Genomic DNA, 17,815 nt, shown 5'->3' on the forward strand with positions numbered 1-17,815 from the left:
CTTACCCCGTGATCGCTTCGACAGACAGACCGCGCTTGGCGGCAATGTCTTCCGGTGCTTGCATGGAGGAGAGACCTTTAACAGTCGCTCGTACCACGTTAACCGGGTTGGTGGAACCGTAGCACTTGGCCAGTACATCGTGGACACCGGCGAGCTCTAGTACAGAGCGCATGGCGCCACCGGCGATAATACCGGTACCTTCTGAAGCCGGCTGCATGTACACCTTGGAAGCACCGTGACGGGCTTTAATGGGGTACTGCAGCGTATGGCCAGCAAGGTTCACCTTGACCATGTTGCGACGAGCTTGATCCATCGCTTTCTGGATTGCGACAGGCACTTCACGCGCCTTGCCACGTCCGAAACCGACACGACCTTTACCATCACCAACGACGGTCAGTGCGGTGAAGCCGAAAATACGACCACCCTTGACCACCTTGGCGACGCGGTTAACCTGCACTAACTTCTCTTGCAGATCACCGCTTTGCTGTTCGTTCTTCGCCATCGTAAAACCCTTTAGAATTCCAGGCCGCCTTCACGTGCGGCGTCGGCCAGCGCCTTGACGCGGCCGTGATACTTAAAGCCAGCACGGTCGAAGGCCACCTGGGTGATGCCTGCTTCTTTAGCGCGTTCAGCAATCAGAGCACCTACTTTAGAGGCCGCATCTGAGTTGCCGGTCGCACCCTCGCGCAGTGCTTTGTCCAGCGTAGAAGCACTGGCTAGCACTTTGCCACCATCCGGCGAGATAATCTGCGCATAGATGTGACGCGGGGTACGGTTGACGCACAGGCGATACACGCCCAGCTCGCGGATCTTGGCGCGAGCGCGGCGGGCACGACGGAGACGAGATTCTTTCTTCGCGTTCATAACCCTGCCTTACTTCTTCTTGGCTTCTTTGCGACGCACCTGCTCGTCGGCGTACCGAACACCCTTGCCTTTATACGGCTCAGGGGGACGGAAGGCGCGGATTTCCGCGGCGCACTGACCGAGCTGCTGCTTATCCGCGCTTTTCAGCACGATAACGGTGTTCTTCGGCGTTTCCGCTGAGACACCTTTAGGCAGTTCGTAGTCGACCGGGTGCGAGAAGCCCAGTGAAAGATTGAGCGTCTGGCCCTTAGCTTGGGCACGATAACCGACGCCAACAATTTCGAGAGTTCTTGTGAAACCCTCGGATACGCCCGTTACCAGGTTCTGAACGAGGGCGCGGGTAGTACCGGCCATTGCCCAGCTCTTGGCAGATTCGCTCGGGGCGAAGGTCAGCTGGCCATCTTCTTGACCGACCACTACATCAGAGTGGATGGTCATAGATAGCGTGCCCTGGCCGCCTTTGGCGGTCAGCTGGTCGGCATCAATTTTGATCTCAACGCCGGCAGGCACTTTAACCGGATATTTCGCTATGCGGGACATTCCAGCCTCCTAGAATACGGTGCAGATGACTTCGCCACCGACACCCGCTTGGCGCGCGGCACGATCGGTCATGACACCATTTGACGTGGTGACAATCGCGATACCCAGGCCATCGGCAACCTTAGGCAAGTTGTCCTTGCCCATGTAGCGGCGCAGAGACGGCTTGGAAACCCGCTGAATGTGCTCAATGACCGGCTTACCCTCAAAGTACTTGAGAGTTACGGTTAGCTCAGGCTTAGCGCCCTCCGCTACCGCAAAGTCGGCAATGTAGCCTTCTTCCTTTAGCACTCGGGCCACTTGCACTTTCAGCTTGGAGGACGGCATGGTTGCCGTCTCCTTGGTGGCCATCTGCGCATTGCGGATACGAGTAAACATATCCGCCAGAGTGTCTTGCATGCTCATTTAATGTGCGCTCCTGATAATTCTACGTGGCGTTACCAACTGGACTTTTTGAGTCCTGGAACGTCGCCACGCATGGCGGCTTCACGCAGCTTGTTACGGCCGAGGCCGAACTTGTTGTAAAAACCGTGCGGACGACCGGTAATACGGCAGCGGTTACGCTGACGCACCGGGCTTGAGTCGCGCGGCAGTTGCTGCAGCTTCAGCGTCGCCTCGAAGCGGTCTTCCTCAGACGTGTTCACGTCTGAGATGATCTTCTTGAGTTCAGCGCGCTTGGTCGCATACTTCGCGACCAGCTGAGTACGCTTAAGCTCACGCTCTACCATACTTTTCTTAGCCATGATCTCGCCCCTATTTCTTGAACGGGAAGTTCAGCGCGGTTAATAGCGCGCGACCTTCCTCGTCGGTGTTGGCGGTCGTCGTGATGGTGACATCCAACCCCCGGATGCGATCGATCTTATCATACTCGATCTCCGGGAAGATGATCTGCTCACGCACACCCATGGAGTAATTACCACGACCGTCGAAAGACTTCGGGTTGAGACCACGGAAGTCACGCACGCGGGGAATCGCGATGTACACCAAACGGTCCAAGAAGTCCCACATGCGCTCAGCGCGCAGTGTTACCTTGATGCCGATTGGCCAACCTTCGCGCACCTTAAAGCCCGCGATGGACTTACGTGCTTTGGTCACCAACGGTTTTTGACCCGAGAGCTTCTCTAGGTCGCCGATGGCATTGTCAATCAACTTTTTATCGTTGACTGCTTCGCCGATACCCATGTTCAGAGTCACTTTCGTGATCCGGGGTACCTGCATAACGTTGGCATAGCTGAACTCTTCTTTGAGTTGAGCTGCTACCTCGTTTTGATAACGTTCTTTCAAGTTCGCCATTTTGCTACCCGACTCGCGTTAGGCGTCGATCTGCGTCTGCGTCGACTTGTAGATACGTACCTTGGTACCGTCTTCCTTCACTTGGAAGCCGACGCGATCCGCCTTACCGGTCTCCGAATTGAAGATGGCTACGTTGGACGCGTGAATCGGAGCCTCACGCTCGACGATACCGCCCTGATTACCCGCCATGGGATTTGGCTTGGTGTGACGTTTAATCATGTTCACACCGGACACCAAAAAGCGGTTTTCTAATACCCGCTTAACGGTGCCACGCTTGCCTTTATCCTTCCCGGCGATGACGATGACTTCATCGTCACGTTTGATCTTTTGCATATCCGCCTCGCTCCTTACAGCACTTCAGGCGCTAAGGAAATGATCTTCATGAACTTTTCATTACGAAGTTCACGAGTCACCGGCCCAAAAATACGGGTACCGATGGGCTGTTCGTTGGTGTTATTCAACAAAACTGCCGCATTTCCATCGAAACGGATGAGCGAACCGTCGGGACGACGGACGCCACTACGGGTCCGGACCACGACCGCTTTTAGCACCTGGCCTTTTTTGACCTTGCCACGCGGAATCGCTTCCTTAACCGTGACCTTGATGATATCACCAACGCGAGCGTAACGACGGTGTGAACCGCCTAACACCTTGATGCACTGCACCCGGCGCGCTCCGCTGTTGTCGGCGACATCCAGCATTGTCTGAGTCTGAATCATCGGTTTTCTCCAAACCTAATCTGACTGCACTGATTGACAAGCCAGGGATTAACCCTTGGCGTGTTCAACCACCTCGACCAGCGTCCAAGCTTTTTTCTTGGAAAGCGGACGGCACTCTTGAATAGAGACCGTATCGCCTGCCTTAGCCTGGTTCGCCTCATCATGGGCGTGCAGCTTGGTGGAGCGCTTAACGTATTTTCCGTAGATCGGGTGACGCTCGCGCCGCTCGATCATAACGACGATGGACTTATCCATCTTATCGCTCACCACTTTACCAGTGAGCGTACGCTTTGTGTTTTCTTCGGCCATCTCAATCACCTGCCTTCTCGTTGAGCAAAGTCTTAACACGGGCGATATCCCGGCGGACCTGCTTGAGCAGATGAGTCTGGCTCAGTTGGCCAGTGGCCTTCTGCATGCGCAGGTTAAACTGCTCGCGGAGGAGTTCGAGGAGTTGCTCCTGGAGCTCTCCTGCGGACTTTTCACGAATTTCCTGGGCTTTCATCACATCACCGTCCGTTTCGCAAAGGTGGTGGATAAGGGCATTTTCTGTGCGGCAAGCTCAAACGCTTCGCGAGCGAGCTCTTCCGACACGCCTTCAATTTCATACAGGACCCGACCCGGTTGGATCTGGGCAACCCAGTACTCAACAGAACCTTTACCTTTACCCATACGAACTTCGAGCGGCTTCTTGGAGATCGGCTTATCAGGGAAGACGCGGATCCAGATTTTACCGCCACGCTTAACGTGACGTGTGATCGCACGACGGCCTGCTTCGATCTGACGCGCAGTGATGCGGCCGCGACCGGTAGCTTTTAGGCCGTATTCCCCGAAGCTGATCTTGCTTCCGCGATGCGCCAGGCCACGGTTGCGGCCTTTCATCATCTTGCGGAATTTCATACGCTTGGGCTGTAACATCGACTCGCTCTCCCCTTACCTGGAACCTTTCTTCTTGGGCGCGTTGCCGGCAGGCTGTTGTTTAGCCTTGGCACGTACTTCCTCGATACCGCCGAGGATTTCACCCTTGAAGATCCACACTTTGACGCCGATAACGCCATAGGTGGTGTGAGCTTCGTAAGTGGCGTAGTCGATATCCGCACGCAACGTGTGCAGCGGAACGCGACCCTCGCGGTACCATTCGGTACGTGCGATTTCAGCGCCACCAAGACGACCTGACAGCTGAATCTTGATGCCACCAGCGCCAAGACGCATTGCGTTCTGTACCGCGCGCTTCATAGCACGACGGAACATGACGCGACGCTCAAGCTGACCCGCTACGTTAGCAGCGACTAGCTTGGCATCCAGCTCCGGCTTGCGAACTTCTTCGATGTTCACATGCACGGGAACACCCATCATCTGGGTAAGATCGCGACGCAAACGGTCGACATCTTCACCTTTTTTACCAATCACGATACCCGGACGGGCAGTGTGAATGGTGATGCGGGCGTTGTTCGCCGGACGCTCGATGTGGATGCGGCTAACAGAGGCGCTTTTAAGACGCTCTTCCAGGAAGCTACGCACTTCGAGATCGTTATTGAGCTTATCGGCGTAAGCGCCGCGCTCAGCATACCAGACAGAAGCATGGTCTTTGACGATGCCCAGTCGAATGCCTGTTGGATTGACTTTCTGACCCATCGGTCGACTCCTACTTCTCGGCTACCTTGACGGTGATGTGGCACGTGCGCTTCAAGATACGATCCGCACGCCCCTTGGCACGCGGCTTGATACGCTTGAGCGTCATGCCCTCATCGACGCAGATGGTCGAGACACGCAGCTCGTCAATATCCATGCCGTTATTTTCTTCCGCATTCGCAATCGCGGATTGCAGCACCTTCTTAACCAGCTTGGCAGCCTTCTTCGGTGAGAAGGTCAGCAGGTCGAGTGCCTCGGCGACAGGTTTACCGCGCACCTGGTCAGCCACCAAACGGGCCTTCTGGGCGGATAAACGAGCGCCAAGCAGCTTAGCTGTGACTTCCATCTCTCAATCCTCTCTGGCTTACCGTTTGGCTTTTTTATCCGCCGCATGCCCACGATAAGTGCGGGTAGCAGCGAATTCGCCCAATTTGTGGCCAACCATTTCCTCGGATACGTGCACCGGGACGTGTTGGCGACCATTATGGACCGCGATAGTGAGGCCTACCATATTGGGCAGGATCATAGAACGACGCGACCAGGTCTTGATCGGTTTACGGTCGTTCTTCTCCACTGCAGCCTCTACCTTCTTCAAAAGATGAAGGTCAATGAAGGGACCTTTCTTTAGTGAACGTGGCACAGCCGTTACCTCTTAATGTCTTGGCAATTTAGATCAACGCGTCTTATTACGACGACGAATGATCAGCTTGTCGGTGCGCTTGTTCTTACGCGTCTTGTGACCCTTAGTCGGCACACCCCATGGGGATACCGGGTGACGACCACCACTGGTGCGGCCTTCGCCACCACCGTGTGGGTGATCGACTGGGTTCATCGCGACACCGCGAACAGTCGGACGCACACCTCTCCAGCGCTTCGCACCGGCCTTGCCAAGTTGACGCAGGCTGTGCTCGGAGTTGCTCACTTCACCCAAGGTCGCGCGGCACTCGGCTAACACTTTACGCATTTCGCCAGAGCGAAGGCGCAGGGTGGCATAGTTACCTTCACGAGCAACCAACTGGGCGCTTGTACCGGCACTGCGAGCAATCTGCGCGCCTTTACCCGGCTTGAGTTCGATGCAGTGCACCGTAGAACCCAACGGGATGTTGCGCAGCGGCAAGGCATTGCCTTTTTTGATTGACGCGTTAACACCTGATTCCAGCACGGCACCCGCGCTGACACCTTTCGGTGCAATGATGTAACGACGCTCACCATCGGCATACTTCAGCAGCGCAATGTGTGCACTGCGATTGGGATCGTGCTCCAAACGCTCAACGGTGGCAGGAATGCCATCTTTGGTGCGCTTGAAATCGATCAACCGGTAGTGGTGACGATGACCACCGCCCACGTGGCGGGTGGTGATACGACCGTAGTTATTACGGCCGCCGGACTTGGACTGTTTTTCTAACAGCGGTGCATAGGCACGGCCTTTAAACAGTTCCTCGCCAACGATCTTGACGACGTGGCGACGACCGGCGGAAGTGGGTTTGGTCTTGACGATTGCCATTATCCGTACTCCTGCCCTTATTCGGCGCCTGTGAAGTCTTCGAGCGTTTCACCCGCAGCCAGAGTTACATACGCCTTGCGGTAACCCTTACGTAGGCCAATGCCGTTCGCAGTACGCTTTGTTTTACCCTTCATGTTCAGCACTTGAACACTACCGACCTTTTTGCCGAAAAGTGCTTCAACGGCTTTTTTGATCTCGGGCTTGGTAGCATCAGATGCCACCTTGAAAACGTACTGGTTGCGCTCGGCTGCCATCGCGGCTTTTTCGGTCACGTGTGGTCCAAGCAGAACCTTGAATACGCGTTCCTGGTTCATGCCAGCTTCTCCTCGAATTTACGCAGGGCGGAGACGGTAATCAGGACCTTATCAAAGGCTACCAGGCTTACCGGGTCAGCTGCCGCGACATCCACCACGTCAACGTGGGGAAGGTTGCGTGCGGCTAAATAGAGCTTCTCATCAATTTCTTCAGTGACGATCAACACTTTTTCAAGGTTGAGCTCTTTCAGCTTGGCAGCTACCTGCTTGGTCTTGGGCGCATCGACGACGAACTCTTCAATCGCGACTAGGCGCTCTTGACGTACCAGCTCTGACAAGATGGAGCGCATCGCTGCACGGTACATCTTGCGGTTAACCTTCTGGGTGTAGTCTTGCGGACGCGCCGCGAAGGTTACGCCGCCGCTACGCCATAGCGGAGAGCGGATGGTACCGGCACGTGCACGACCGGTGCCTTTCTGACGCCACGGCTTTTTACCACCGCCACGAACGTCGGAACGACTCTTTTGTGCGCGAGTTCCCTGACGACCAGCCGCCAAATAGGCAGTGACCACTTGGTGAACGAGCGCTTCGTTGAATTCTTTGCCAAAAGTGGCGTCGGCTACTTCAACGGTACCCGCGCCTGCAGCAAGATTCAGATTCATTGGTAATTATCCCCTTCAGCCTGCTTTCACGGCGCTGCGAACGATAACGTCACTACCGGGAGCACCCGGTACGGCGCCTTTAATCAGCAGCAGGTTACGCTCGGCGTCGACACGGACGATCTCAAGGCTCTGCACGGTGCAACGGGCGTTACCCATTTGACCGGCCATCTTTTTGCCTTTGAAAACGCGACCCGGAGTCTGACACATGCCGATAGAACCCGGCGCGCGATGCGACAGAGAGTTACCGTGAGTCATATCTTGGGTACGGAAATTCCAGCGCTTAACAGCACCCTGGAAGCCTTTACCCTTAGAGGTGCCAGTCACGTCAACCATTTGACCAGCTTCGAAGAGGGATACGGTGATTGCGCCGCCCACTTCAGGAATCTCTTCGCCTTCTGCAAGACGAAATTCCATCAGTGCACGACCAGCTTCAACACCCGCCTTGGCAAACTGACCAGCCTGCGCTTTGGTGAGGTGCTTAGCTTTACGAGAGCCAGATGTGACCTGAATCGCTGCGTAACCGTCAGATTCGACAGATTTAACGCGAGTAACACGATTAGGATCAACTTCAATAACGGTTACGGGCACAGACGCGCCGTCTTCGGTAAAGACACGGGTCATCCCGGCCTTTTTACCGACTAAACCGATAGTCATACTCAGTCTCCTATAGTGTACGGGGCTATCACCCGCTATGGCTGCCCTTTCCAGAGCATTCCACTAGCACATTGTATGGCGCCTCACGGCGCGGCGGCTGCTGCTCATGCTAGCTTGTTAGTACTTACAATTTACAACGAGCGATGAGCGCTGGGCCGCAAAGTGACTAGTGTAATTAGTTGAGTTTGATTTGCACGTCAACGCCTGCGGCGAGATCAAGCTTCATCAAAGCATCAACAGTTTTTTCGGTCGGCTCAACAATGTCGAGCACACGCTTGTGCGTACGAATCTCATACTGATCACGCGCGTCCTTGTTGACGTGTGGCGAGATCAGAATGGTGTAACGCTCGCGGTTGGTCGGCAGCGGAATCGGTCCACGAACCTGAGCACCAGTACGCTTAGCGGTTTCAACAATCTCCGCTGTAGACTGGTCGATCAGGCGATGGTCGAAAGCTTTCAACCGAATGCGAATCTTTTGGTTCTGCATTTGCCCTAAACTCCAATGGATGTCGACGGCGCGAGCCGTCTACCCACGCATTCAAAGGATGCGCATTATAGGCACGCCAAAAGCCCATGTCAAACATTTGCTGTTGGTGCGCAGAAAAGGGGGCTCATCAGAGCCCCCTTCATCATTCAAGCATGTTGCTTACTTGACGATCTTGGCCACAACGCCAGCACCGACAGTACGGCCGCCTTCACGAATAGCGAAGCGCAAGCCTTCGTCCATTGCGATCGGAGCGATCAAGGTAACAACCATTTGCACGTTGTCACCCGGCATGACCATTTCAACGCCTTCCGGCAGTTCACAAGTACCGGTTACGTCGGTGGTACGGAAGTAGAACTGCGGACGGTAGCCCTTGAAGAAAGGCGTGTGACGACCACCCTCTTCTTTGGACAGTACGTAAACTTCTGCTTCGAAGGTAGTGTGCGGGTTGATGGTGCCCGGCTTGGCCAGTACTTGGCCACGCTCGACGTCATCACGCTTAGTACCACGCAGCAGGGCGCCAACGTTCTCACCAGCACGACCTTCGTCGAGCAGTTTACGGAACATTTCAACACCGGTAACGATCGTTTTGGTGGTGTCGCGGATACCCACGATTTCCACTTCTTCGCCCGCTTTAACGATGCCGCGCTCTACACGACCAGTCACAACAGTACCGCGACCAGAGATAGAGAACACGTCTTCGATCGGCATCAGGAACGGCTGATCAATAGCACGCTCCGGCTCAGGAATGTAAGCATCCAGAGCTTTGATCAGATTAGCAACGGCGGTAGTACCCATGCCGTTCTCATCTTCACCGTTCAACGCCATCAGCGCAGAGCCAGTGATGATCGGCGTGTCGTCACCCGGGAAGTCGTACTGGTCGAGAAGTTCGCGAACTTCCATTTCTACCAGTTCAAGCAGCTCTTCGTCATCGACCATGTCCGCTTTGTTCAGGAACACAACGATGAACGGTACGCCAACCTGACGAGACAGCAGGATGTGCTCGCGCGTTTGCGGCATCGGGCCATCTGCGGCAGAACATACCAGGATCGCGCCATCCATCTGCGCAGCACCGGTGATCATGTTCTTGACGTAGTCAGCGTGCCCTGGGCAGTCAACGTGCGCGTAGTGACGATCTTCAGACTGATATTCAACGTGTGAAGTAGCGATCGTGATACCGCGCTCGCGCTCTTCAGGAGCGTTATCGATGGTATCAAACTCACGCCAGTCGCCGCCGAAAACCTCAGCAGACACGCGGGTTAGGGCCGCAGTCAGAGTCGTTTTACCGTGGTCGACGTGACCAATGGTGCCGACGTTGACGTGCGGTTTGGAACGTTCAAATTTTTCCTTAGCCACTGCTATAACCTCTTTACGTTAGCTAACGGTTAACCGTTTTGATTGATGACGGCTTCAACGACGCTGGAGGGCGCCTCGTCGTACTTCGAGAACTCCATAGAGTAGCTCGCACGGCCCTGGGTTTGTGAGCGCAGATCGGTTGCATAACCGAACATCTCGCCCAGTGGCACCGTCGCACGAATGACTTTACCAGAAGAGGAGTCATCCATACCCTGCACCAGGCCGCGACGACGGCTCAGGTCACCCATGACGTCACCCATAAATTCTTCGGGGGTCACGATTTCGACCTTCATCACCGGCTCCAGCAGCACGGCCTTGGCCTTCCTGGCACCTTCTTTTACTGCCATAGAAGAAGCAATCTTAAACGCAGTCTCGTTGGAGTCTACGTCGTGGAAGGAGCCGTCGAACAGCGACACTTTAACGTCAATCATCGGGTAACCCGCGATGACACCGTTTTTGAGCTGCTCGTAAGCACCCTTCTCAACCGCAGGGACGTATTCCTTAGGAACCGCGCCACCTACGATTTCAGAGGTAAATTTGAAGAAGATCTCTTCGTCGCCTTCACCCTTCTCTTCAGCTGTCAGCGGCTCGATACGCAGCCAAACGTGACCGTACTGACCACGACCGCCAGACTGACGTACGAACTTGCCTTCCTGCTCAATGCTGCCGCGAATCGTTTCGCGGTAGGCAACCTGAGGCTTACCGATATTGGCTTCAACTTTAAACTCGCGACGCATACGGTCAACGAGGATATCCAGGTGAAGCTCACCCATACCAGAAATAATCGTCTGGCCGGTTTCTTCGTCGGTTTTAACCTGGAAGGAAGGGTCTTCTTGAGCAAGCTTGCCCAATGCAACACCCATCTTCTCTTGGTCGGCCTTAGACTTAGGCTCTACGGCAACCGAGATAACCGGATCCGGGAACTCCATGCGCTCGAGAACAATTTTGTTATCGATATCGCACAGGGTATCACCGGTGGTGACGTCTTTCAGACCGATACAAGCAGCGATGTCGCCTGCCAGAACCTCTTTAATCTCTTCACGAGAGTTGGCGTGCATCTGAACGATACGGCCAACACGCTCTTTCTTCTGCTTAACGGAGTTATAGACGCCGTCGCCAGATTTCAGAACGCCCGAGTAGACGCGGATAAAGGTCAGCGTGCCTACGAAGGGGTCGGTAGCGATTTTAAACGCCAAGGCCGCGAACGGCTGATTGTCGTCTGCTTCACGGGTATCGATGGTGCCGTCTTTATCATCCAGCTCACCTTCGATCGCCTTAACTTCCGTCGGCGACGGCATGTACTCGATAACGCAATCAAGTACCGCTTGAACGCCCTTGTTCTTAAAGGCAGAACCGCAGGTCACCAGAACGATATCATTAGCCAAGGTGCGGGCGCGCAGGCCAGCCTTGATCTCTTCAATCGTTAGCTCAACGCCTTCAAGGTACTTTTCCATTAGCTCGTCAGAGCCTTCGGCAGCCGCTTCGACCATCTCTTCGCGGTATTTCTCGGCGGTTTCTTGTAACTCGGCCGGAATATCCACGAGGTCATAATTCATACCCAGGCTTTCCTCATCCCACAGGATAGCCTTCATCTGAATCAGGTCGATAACGCCCTTAAAGTCTTCTTCCGTACCCCAGTTAATCTGAATCGGCACGGCCTTGGCACCCAGGCGCTCTTTCAACTGCTCGACGACCATGAAGAAGTCAGCGCCGGTACGGTCCATCTTGTTGACGAAAACCATACGCGGAACTTCGTACTTGTTGGCTTGACGCCATACTGTTTCGGTCTGCGGCTGAACGCCGGAAGAGCCACACAGTACAACCACCGCACCATCGAGTACGCGCAAAGAACGCTCAACTTCGATGGTGAAGTCAACGTGCCCTGGTGTGTCGATAATATTAATGCGGTGCTCAGGAAACTGCTTGCTCATGCCCTGCCAGAAACAGGTGGTTGCAGCTGAGGTGATGGTAATACCACGCTCCTGCTCCTGCTCCATCCAGTCCATGGTCGCAGCGCCGTCGTGCACTTCGCCCACTTTGTGGGAAAGGCCGGTGTAGAACAATACACGCTCAGTCGTCGTGGTTTTACCCGCGTCGACGTGAGCGACGATACCGATATTACGGTAGCGATTTAGTGGAGTCTTGCGTGCCACGGTGAAACTCCCGTTTGTTGGCGATGCTCGTTAATTTAGCGGCGTATGCAAGCGAGGCTTATGCGGCCGCTACCACTGCATGTGCATGGTAGCGGCGGAGTGTTGCAACTATTGAATTGCAACAACGCGACTCAGCAAACACTTCACCATGCTGAACAACGTGCATATATAAACCATAAAGCCGTACTCAGAAACGCCGATCTTTGGAACGCCGATCTTAAAAACGCTGCCCTTAGAAACGCCGATCTTAAAAACGGTAGTGCGAGAAGGCCTTGTTGGCTTCTGCCATACGATGCACGTCTTCGCGCTTCTTAACGGCAGAACCTTTACCTTCAGCGGCATCCAGCATTTCGCCAGCCAGACGCTGCACCATGGTTTTCTCACCGCGACGACGCGCCGCGTCTACCAGCCAACGCATGGCTAGCGCTTGGCGGCGAGACGGACGTACTTCAACCGGCACCTGATAGGTCGCACCACCCACGCGGCGCGACTTCACTTCGACCATCGGCTGGATGGCTTCCAGCGCTTTGTCGAAGATCTCCAGCGGATCTTCTTTACTACGCTCGGCAACCTTGTCCAACGCACCGTAGACGATACGCTCAGCTATGGACTTCTTGCCGCTGACCATCAGGTGGTTCATGAACTTCGCCAGACGCTCACTTCCGAACTTGGGATCCGGCAGGATTTCGCGTTTAGCTACTACTCTTCTTCTAGGCATGATAAGCCCTCAATTAAGGATCTTTCAGGTAAACCCGGAACTCATGCGACCTGTGTACACTATTCAAGTACAACAAGCGCCGCCCGACCTTACTCTTATCAGACCGTCAAATTCGTGATAATCGTTACTCAACAAGCCCATTTAACAGGGCAGTGCTGCACAGCAATCCAATCCCTTAGGACTTAGCCCTTAGGACTTAGGACGCTTAGTACCGTATTTAGAACGACCCTGACGACGATTCTGAACGCCGGAGGTGTCAAGGGCGCCACGTACGGTGTGATAACGCACACCTGGCAAATCCTTTACACGGCCGCCGCGAATCAAAACGACAGAGTGTTCTTGAAGGTTGTGACCTTCACCACCGATGTAAGAAGACACTTCAAAGCCGTTGGTAAGGCGCACACGGCAAACCTTACGCAGGGCCGAGTTAGGCTTCTTCGGGGTGGTGGTGTAAACGCGCGTACATACGCCACGTTTTTGCGGACAGGCCTGCAGCGCTGGCACATCACTTTTGGTGACGGGGCGCTTGCGCGGCTTGCGCACTAGCTGATTAATCGTTGCCATGGTGTTTAGCTGACTCCAATGGTTGCCTTGCCTTTCAACAAGTACGGGCAGCGGATGCGGGCGCACCCACCCCACTGTTAAAGGCTGCGCATTCTAAAGGCTGACCCTAGGTCACGTCAAGCCTCGCCGGCGGTTTTACCGGCAAGACGACGCTTTTCAGGTCAGCTACTCATTTTACGTACCGCTTACTGTCGTGCCATGGGCCCGTTTACAGCTCATCGTCAGAATCGAGAGCGGTCAACTGAGCACCCAGCTCCTGCTCAACTTCGGTCGCCGAAGGATTGAACAGTTGCTCAACGTCTTCGCGCTTGCGACGACGTTCCGCGTGGTGAGTCAGACCGGTACCTGCCGGAATCAAACGACCCACTACGACGTTCTCTTTCAGGCCGCGCAGATAATCGCGCTTGCCGGTCACCGCCGCTTCGGTCAGTACCCGTGTGGTCTCCTGGAAGGAGGCCGCGGAAATGAACGATTCGGTGGCCAGACTGGCCTTGGTAATACCCAGCAACATACGCTGATACTTGGCCGGGAATTTCTTCTCTTTTTCCAGACGTTCGTTCTGTTCCAGCACGCGGACCAATTCTGCCTGATCGCCGGTGATGAAGTCAGAATCGCCCGAGTCACTAATCTCTACCTTGCGTAGCATCTGACGCACAATCACTTCGATGTGCTTGTCGTTGATGCCTACACCCTGCAGACGATAAACGTCCTGTACTTCGGCAGTGATGTACTTGGCGAGCTCCTCAACACCCAGCAACCGCAGGATATCGTGCGGATTGCTCGGGCCATCGGAGATGACTTCGCCCTTCTCGACGGTTTCGCCTTCGAAGACGGCGATTTGACGCCATTTCGGAATCAGCGCCTCAAACGGGTCACCAGATTCCGGAGTAATCGTCAGACGACGCTTACCTTTGGTCTCTTTACCGAAGCTGATCACACCGCTGATTTCCGCCAGGATAGACGACTCTTTCGGCTTACGCGCTTCGAACAAGTCAGCAACCCGCGGCAGACCACCGGTGATATCTTTGTTTGCCGACGCTTCTACCGGGATACGGGCAACCACTTCACCCACACCGATGGTGACACCATCATCGACCGAAATAATCGAGTTGCCTGGCAGCAGGTACTGAACCGGCGTGTTAGAACCCGAGACAGAGACGTACTCACCAGCGTTGTCCTGCAGCATGACCATCGGGCGCTTGTCGCGGCCGGCCATGGGACGTGCTGCTGACTCGATAACCTCAATAGAGGAGAGGCCGGTCATCTCATCGACGCTGCGGTGCATGGTGACACCTTCGTCGAGGTCGATGAACTGCGCCTTACCTTCTACTTCGGCAACGATCGGGTGAGTGTGCGGGTCCCATTTGGCAACCGTCGCACCGGCGTCGACCACGTCGCCGTCACGTACAGACAGCTCTGCACCGTAGGGCAGTTTGTAGTACTCACGCTCACGACCGTGGTCATCGGCAACAGCCAGGGCGCTTGAGCGCGAGACCACGACCAGCTTGCCATCGGCACGCTCAACGTGCTTGATATTGTGCAGACGAACCTTACCGCCGTGCTTAACCTGTACACTATCGGTCGCAGAAGAGCGCGATGCCGCACCACCGATGTGGAAGGTACGCATGGTCAGCTGGGTACCCGGCTCACCAATCGACTGAGCCGCGATAACACCAACGGCTTCACCGATGTTGACTTGATGACCACGGGCCAAGTCACGTCCGTAACAGGAGGCACACACGCCGTGTGCGGTCTCACAGGTGATCGTGGAGCGCACGATAATCTCGTCGACACCCATGGTGTCGAGCTCGGCACACCACTTCTCGTCGAGCAAGGTACCTTTCGCGATCAAGACGTCACCGCTACCAGGGTGAACTACATCCTGAGCGACAACACGACCCAGCACGCGCTGGGAGAGCGGTACGATAATGTCGCCGCCTTCGATAATCGGGTGCAGAGTCAAGCCATTTTCGGTGCCACAGTCAACTTCGGTGATGACCAGGTCTTGCGCTACGTCTACCAAGCGACGTGTCAGGTAACCGGAGTTGGCGGTTTTCAACGCCGTATCCGCTAGACCTTTACGTGCACCGTGGGTCGAGATGAAGTACTGCAGTACGTTCAGACCTTCACGGAAGTTGGCGACGATCGGTGTTTCGATGATCGAGCCATCCGGCTTGGCCATAAGGCCACGCATACCGGCCAACTGGCGGATCTGGGCAGCACTACCACGCGCACCGGAGTCGGCCATGATGAAGACGCTGTTGAACGAATCCTGCTCAACCTCGTTGCCATCACGATCGATAACGGTCTCTTTAGAGATACCGACCATCATCGCCTTGGCGACTTTGTCGTTGGCCTTAGACCAGATATCGATAACCTTGTTGTACTTCTCACCCGCTGTCACCAGGCCAGAAGAGAACTGGTCTTCGATCTCTTTTACTTCGGCTTCCGCGGCGTCAACGATCTCGGTTTTGGCTTCGGGAATAACGAAGTCATTGACACCGATAGAGGCGCCTGACCAGGTCGCCAGACGGAAGCCGGTATACATCAGTTGGTCAGCGAAGATAACGGCCGGCTTCAGACCAGCGCGACGATAGACTTCGTTGATCAGGCTGGAGATCGCCTTCTTCTTCATCGGCTGATCGATCAGCTCGAATGGCACCCCTTCCGGCAGAATGCGGAACAGCAGCGCACGGCCGACGGTGGTGTCGTAAATACGCCGGTGGAAGCTACGCTCGCCGGTCTCTTCTTCTACGTCGATCTCGTCTAAACGAACTTTAACCCGTGCGTGTAGCGCTACCGACTGCGTACCAAACGCGCGCTCTACCTCGTTGAGGTCAGAGAACACCATGCCTTCGCCTTTGGCGTTGATCTTTTCCCGGGTCATGTAGTAAAGACCCAGAACAACGTCTTGCGACGGTACGATGATCGGCTCGCCGTTAGCGGGCGACAGCACGTTATTGGTCGCCATCATCAGCGCACGGGCTTCAAGCTGCGCTTCCAGGGTCAGCGGTACGTGGACCGCCATCTGGTCACCGTCAAAGTCGGCGTTATAGGCAGCACATACCAGCGGGTGCAGCTGGATCGCTTTACCTTCGATCAGCAGCGGCTCGAACGCCTGGATACCCAGACGGTGAAGCGTGGGTGCGCGGTTAAGCAGTACCGGGTGCTCGCGGATAACATCGGCCAGGATGTCCCACACTTCCGGCAGCTCGCGCTCGACCATCTTCTTGGCGGCTTTGATCGTTGAGGCGTAGCCCAGCGACTGCAGCTTGGAGTAGATAAACGGCTTGAACAGCTCAAGGGCCATTTTCTTGGGCAGGCCACACTGATGCAGGCGCAGCGTCGGACCCACGGTAATCACCGAACGACCTGAATAGTCGACGCGCTTACCCAGCAAGTTTTGACGGAAACGACCCTGCTTACCTTTGATCATGTCGGCGAGCGATTTCAGCGGGCGCTTGTTAGAGCCTGTGATCGCACGACCGCGACGGCCGTTATCCAGCAGTGCATCGACCGCTTCCTGAAGCATACGCTTCTCGTTGCGCACGATAATGTCAGGCGCATTGAGGTCAAGCAGACGCTTCAGGCGATTGTTACGGTTGATCACACGACGGTAAAGGTCGTTGAGATCCGAGGTCGCGAAGCGGCCACCGTCCAGCGGTACCAGCGGACGCAGATCCGGCGGCAGCACGGGCAGCACTTCCATGACCATCCACGCCGGCGCGTTGCCGGAGTGGTAGAAGGCTTCAAGCAGCTTGAGGCGCTTGGAGAGCTTCTTGATCTTGGTTTCGGAGTTAGTCTGCGGAATCTCTTCGCGCAGGTGGTTAATCTCTTCTTCCAGATCGATATCTTTAAGCAGTTCTTGCACAGCTTCGGCACCCATGCGGGCATCGAAGTCGTCGCCGAACTCTTCCAGCGCTTCAAAGTACTGCTCGTCGTTCATCAGCTGACCACGCTCCAGCGTGGTCATGCCTGGGTCGATCACGACAAAGCTTTCGAAATAGAGCACGCGCTCGATATCACGCAGGGTCATATCGAGGAACATGCCGATCCGCGACGGCAGTGACTTCAGAAACCAGATGTGCGCTACCGGCGAGGCGAGCTCAATGTGCCCCATGCGCTCACGGCGCACGGCGGCTTTGGTCACTTCTACGCCACACTTTTCGCAGATGATACCGCGGTGCTTCATGCGCTTATACTTGCCGCACAGGCACTCGTAGTCTTTAACCGGGCCAAAGATCTTGGCGCAGAACAGGCCGTCCCGCTCCGGTTTAAAGGTACGGTAGTTGATGGTCTCAGGCTTCTTCACCTCGCCAAACGACCAGGAGCGAATCATGTCCGGCGACGCCAGGGTAATCTTGATCGCGTCAAACTCTTCGGACTGAGACTGCGATTTGAGTACTTTCACCAAATCTTTCATG

25 protein-coding genes are annotated in these 17,815 nt (G+C 55.3%); 1 reads left to right on the top strand and 24 read right to left on the bottom strand.

All coding sequences use genetic code 11. From position 1 onward, the window contains the following. Position 1: 1 nt before the first annotated feature. The 21 genes from rpsE to fusA all read right to left on the bottom strand — a co-directional run bounded on the left by rpsE (position 2) and on the right by fusA (position 12,109). Positions 2–502 carry a 30S ribosomal protein S5 gene (rpsE, locus tag ACT3UM_RS03100; protein ID WP_009723889.1) on the bottom strand — a complete coding sequence of 167 codons (501 nt, stop codon included), beginning with the start codon at positions 500–502 and terminating at the stop codon, positions 2–4. Between the two features lie 11 nt (positions 503–513). Continuing rightward, the gene (rplR, locus tag ACT3UM_RS03105) at positions 514–864 is read right to left on the bottom strand and encodes a 50S ribosomal protein L18 (protein WP_008959159.1); all 351 of its coding nucleotides are present in this window, start codon (positions 862–864) and stop codon (positions 514–516) included. Between the two features lie 9 nt (positions 865–873). After that, complete coding sequence (gene rplF, locus ACT3UM_RS03110) at positions 874–1,404, bottom strand: 50S ribosomal protein L6 (protein ID WP_498896029.1); 531 nt, start codon at positions 1,402–1,404, stop codon at positions 874–876. Between the two features lie 9 nt (positions 1,405–1,413). Then, positions 1,414–1,806, bottom strand: coding sequence for a 30S ribosomal protein S8 (rpsH, locus tag ACT3UM_RS03115; protein ID WP_007111993.1), 393 nt, complete (start codon positions 1,804–1,806; stop codon positions 1,414–1,416). A gap of 32 nt (positions 1,807–1,838) precedes the next feature. Continuing rightward, a complete protein-coding gene (rpsN, locus tag ACT3UM_RS03120; protein ID WP_022520866.1) occupies positions 1,839–2,144 on the bottom strand; it encodes a 30S ribosomal protein S14 in 306 nt (101 codons plus the stop codon). Positions 2,145–2,154: 10 nt separating this feature from the next. Then, positions 2,155–2,694, bottom strand: coding sequence for a 50S ribosomal protein L5 (gene rplE, locus ACT3UM_RS03125; protein WP_035582688.1), 540 nt, complete (start codon positions 2,692–2,694; stop codon positions 2,155–2,157). 18 nt (positions 2,695–2,712) lie between these two features. After that, positions 2,713–3,027 carry a 50S ribosomal protein L24 gene (gene rplX / locus ACT3UM_RS03130; RefSeq protein ID WP_007111996.1) on the bottom strand — a complete coding sequence of 105 codons (315 nt, stop codon included), beginning with the start codon at positions 3,025–3,027 and terminating at the stop codon, positions 2,713–2,715. Positions 3,028–3,041: 14 nt separating this feature from the next. After that, positions 3,042–3,413 carry a 50S ribosomal protein L14 gene (rplN, locus tag ACT3UM_RS03135; protein WP_008959163.1) on the bottom strand — a complete coding sequence of 124 codons (372 nt, stop codon included), beginning with the start codon at positions 3,411–3,413 and terminating at the stop codon, positions 3,042–3,044. A gap of 48 nt (positions 3,414–3,461) precedes the next feature. Beyond that, positions 3,462–3,722, bottom strand: coding sequence for a 30S ribosomal protein S17 (rpsQ, locus tag ACT3UM_RS03140; protein ID WP_007111998.1), 261 nt, complete (start codon positions 3,720–3,722; stop codon positions 3,462–3,464). 1 nt (position 3,723) lies between these two features. Next, positions 3,724–3,915, bottom strand: coding sequence for a 50S ribosomal protein L29 (gene rpmC, locus ACT3UM_RS03145; RefSeq protein WP_007111999.1), 192 nt, complete (start codon positions 3,913–3,915; stop codon positions 3,724–3,726). Then, on the bottom strand, positions 3,915–4,328 hold the full coding sequence (gene rplP / locus ACT3UM_RS03150; RefSeq protein ID WP_007112000.1) for a 50S ribosomal protein L16: 414 nt from the start codon (positions 4,326–4,328) through the stop codon (positions 3,915–3,917). Before rplP ends, rpmC begins: the two co-directional genes overlap by 1 nt. Positions 4,329–4,343: 15 nt before the next feature. Next, the gene (gene rpsC, locus ACT3UM_RS03155; protein WP_009288141.1) at positions 4,344–5,045 is read right to left on the bottom strand and encodes a 30S ribosomal protein S3; all 702 of its coding nucleotides are present in this window, start codon (positions 5,043–5,045) and stop codon (positions 4,344–4,346) included. A gap of 10 nt (positions 5,046–5,055) precedes the next feature. Next, the gene (gene rplV, locus ACT3UM_RS03160; RefSeq protein WP_007112002.1) at positions 5,056–5,388 is read right to left on the bottom strand and encodes a 50S ribosomal protein L22; all 333 of its coding nucleotides are present in this window, start codon (positions 5,386–5,388) and stop codon (positions 5,056–5,058) included. A gap of 18 nt (positions 5,389–5,406) precedes the next feature. Next, a complete protein-coding gene (rpsS, locus tag ACT3UM_RS03165) occupies positions 5,407–5,682 on the bottom strand; it encodes a 30S ribosomal protein S19 (protein ID WP_009098993.1) in 276 nt (91 codons plus the stop codon). A gap of 33 nt (positions 5,683–5,715) precedes the next feature. Further along, entirely contained in the window at positions 5,716–6,546 is an 831-nt protein-coding gene (rplB, locus tag ACT3UM_RS03170) for a 50S ribosomal protein L2 (RefSeq protein WP_007112003.1), read from the bottom strand. 17 nt (positions 6,547–6,563) lie between these two features. Further along, on the bottom strand, positions 6,564–6,860 hold the full coding sequence (gene rplW / locus ACT3UM_RS03175) for a 50S ribosomal protein L23 (RefSeq protein ID WP_308322059.1): 297 nt from the start codon (positions 6,858–6,860) through the stop codon (positions 6,564–6,566). After that, positions 6,857–7,462, bottom strand: coding sequence for a 50S ribosomal protein L4 (gene rplD / locus ACT3UM_RS03180; RefSeq protein ID WP_008959168.1), 606 nt, complete (start codon positions 7,460–7,462; stop codon positions 6,857–6,859). Before rplD ends, rplW begins: the two co-directional genes overlap by 4 nt. A 15-nt stretch (positions 7,463–7,477) precedes the next feature. Next, entirely contained in the window at positions 7,478–8,116 is a 639-nt protein-coding gene (rplC, locus tag ACT3UM_RS03185) for a 50S ribosomal protein L3 (protein ID WP_498896036.1), read from the bottom strand. A gap of 175 nt (positions 8,117–8,291) precedes the next feature. Continuing rightward, positions 8,292–8,603 carry a 30S ribosomal protein S10 gene (gene rpsJ, locus ACT3UM_RS03190; RefSeq protein ID WP_007112007.1) on the bottom strand — a complete coding sequence of 104 codons (312 nt, stop codon included), beginning with the start codon at positions 8,601–8,603 and terminating at the stop codon, positions 8,292–8,294. Between the two features lie 159 nt (positions 8,604–8,762). After that, positions 8,763–9,956 (bottom strand): elongation factor Tu, encoded by a 1,194-nt coding sequence (gene tuf, locus ACT3UM_RS03195; RefSeq protein ID WP_290699817.1) that lies wholly within the window; start codon positions 9,954–9,956, stop codon positions 8,763–8,765. A 29-nt stretch (positions 9,957–9,985) separates the two neighbouring features. After that, positions 9,986–12,109, bottom strand: coding sequence for an elongation factor G (gene fusA / locus ACT3UM_RS03200; protein WP_498896038.1), 2,124 nt, complete (start codon positions 12,107–12,109; stop codon positions 9,986–9,988). Between the two features lie 60 nt (positions 12,110–12,169). Between fusA and ACT3UM_RS03205 the strand changes: the two genes are divergently transcribed. Further along, positions 12,170–12,424, top strand: coding sequence for a pentapeptide repeat-containing protein (locus tag ACT3UM_RS03205; RefSeq protein WP_498896040.1), 255 nt, complete (start codon positions 12,170–12,172; stop codon positions 12,422–12,424). Here ACT3UM_RS03205 and rpsG read toward each other — a convergent pair. The 3 genes from rpsG to rpoC form a co-directional block, all read right to left on the bottom strand. After that, complete coding sequence (rpsG, locus tag ACT3UM_RS03210; protein WP_009288145.1) at positions 12,357–12,827, bottom strand: 30S ribosomal protein S7; 471 nt, start codon at positions 12,825–12,827, stop codon at positions 12,357–12,359. The two genes, ACT3UM_RS03205 and rpsG, sit on opposite strands and share 68 nt — an antisense overlap. A gap of 189 nt (positions 12,828–13,016) precedes the next feature. Continuing rightward, positions 13,017–13,391, bottom strand: a complete 375-nt coding sequence (gene rpsL / locus ACT3UM_RS03215; RefSeq protein ID WP_008959173.1) for a 30S ribosomal protein S12 — start codon at positions 13,389–13,391, stop codon at positions 13,017–13,019. A 208-nt stretch (positions 13,392–13,599) separates the two neighbouring features. Beyond that, complete coding sequence (gene rpoC / locus ACT3UM_RS03220) at positions 13,600–17,814, bottom strand: DNA-directed RNA polymerase subunit beta' (RefSeq protein WP_498896043.1); 4,215 nt, start codon at positions 17,812–17,814, stop codon at positions 13,600–13,602. Position 17,815 lies beyond the last annotated feature (1 nt).

Origin of the sequence: Halomonas sp. AOP13-D3-9 (assembly GCF_052379125.1) — a bacterium.
GTDB lineage: Bacteria > Pseudomonadota > Gammaproteobacteria > Pseudomonadales > Halomonadaceae > Vreelandella.

Excerpts from the sequence above, each read along its gene's own strand:
- rpsE (WP_009723889.1), bottom strand. The coding sequence starts at position 502 with ATGGCGAAGAACGAACAGCAAAGCGGTGATCTGCAAGAGAAGTTAGTG.
- rplR (WP_008959159.1), bottom strand. The coding sequence starts at position 864 with ATGAACGCGAAGAAAGAATCTCGTCTCCGTCGTGCCCGCCGCGCTCGC.
- rplF (WP_498896029.1), bottom strand. The coding sequence starts at position 1,404 with ATGTCCCGCATAGCGAAATATCCGGTTAAAGTGCCTGCCGGCGTTGAG.
- rpsH (WP_007111993.1), bottom strand. The coding sequence starts at position 1,806 with ATGAGCATGCAAGACACTCTGGCGGATATGTTTACTCGTATCCGCAAT.
- rpsN (WP_022520866.1), bottom strand. The coding sequence starts at position 2,144 with ATGGCTAAGAAAAGTATGGTAGAGCGTGAGCTTAAGCGTACTCAGCTG.
- rplE (WP_035582688.1), bottom strand. The coding sequence starts at position 2,694 with ATGGCGAACTTGAAAGAACGTTATCAAAACGAGGTAGCAGCTCAACTC.
- rplX (WP_007111996.1), bottom strand. The coding sequence starts at position 3,027 with ATGCAAAAGATCAAACGTGACGATGAAGTCATCGTCATCGCCGGGAAG.
- rplN (WP_008959163.1), bottom strand. The coding sequence starts at position 3,413 with ATGATTCAGACTCAGACAATGCTGGATGTCGCCGACAACAGCGGAGCG.
- rpsQ (WP_007111998.1), bottom strand. The coding sequence starts at position 3,722 with ATGGCCGAAGAAAACACAAAGCGTACGCTCACTGGTAAAGTGGTGAGC.
- rpmC (WP_007111999.1), bottom strand. The coding sequence starts at position 3,915 with ATGAAAGCCCAGGAAATTCGTGAAAAGTCCGCAGGAGAGCTCCAGGAG.
- rplP (WP_007112000.1), bottom strand. The coding sequence starts at position 4,328 with ATGTTACAGCCCAAGCGTATGAAATTCCGCAAGATGATGAAAGGCCGC.
- rpsC (WP_009288141.1), bottom strand. The coding sequence starts at position 5,045 with ATGGGTCAGAAAGTCAATCCAACAGGCATTCGACTGGGCATCGTCAAA.
- rplV (WP_007112002.1), bottom strand. The coding sequence starts at position 5,388 with ATGGAAGTCACAGCTAAGCTGCTTGGCGCTCGTTTATCCGCCCAGAAG.
- rplB (WP_007112003.1), bottom strand. The coding sequence starts at position 6,546 with ATGGCAATCGTCAAGACCAAACCCACTTCCGCCGGTCGTCGCCACGTC.
- rplW (WP_308322059.1), bottom strand. The coding sequence starts at position 6,860 with ATGAACCAGGAACGCGTATTCAAGGTTCTGCTTGGACCACACGTGACC.
- rplD (WP_008959168.1), bottom strand. The coding sequence starts at position 7,462 with ATGAATCTGAATCTTGCTGCAGGCGCGGGTACCGTTGAAGTAGCCGAC.
- rplC (WP_498896036.1), bottom strand. The coding sequence starts at position 8,116 with ATGACTATCGGTTTAGTCGGTAAAAAGGCCGGGATGACCCGTGTCTTT.
- rpsJ (WP_007112007.1), bottom strand. The coding sequence starts at position 8,603 with ATGCAGAACCAAAAGATTCGCATTCGGTTGAAAGCTTTCGACCATCGC.
- ACT3UM_RS03205 (WP_498896040.1), top strand. The coding sequence starts at position 12,170 with ATGCGGCCGCTACCACTGCATGTGCATGGTAGCGGCGGAGTGTTGCAA.
- rpsG (WP_009288145.1), bottom strand. The coding sequence starts at position 12,827 with ATGCCTAGAAGAAGAGTAGTAGCTAAACGCGAAATCCTGCCGGATCCC.
- rpsL (WP_008959173.1), bottom strand. The coding sequence starts at position 13,391 with ATGGCAACGATTAATCAGCTAGTGCGCAAGCCGCGCAAGCGCCCCGTC.
- rpoC (WP_498896043.1), bottom strand. The coding sequence starts at position 17,814 with ATGAAAGATTTGGTGAAAGTACTCAAATCGCAGTCTCAGTCCGAAGAG.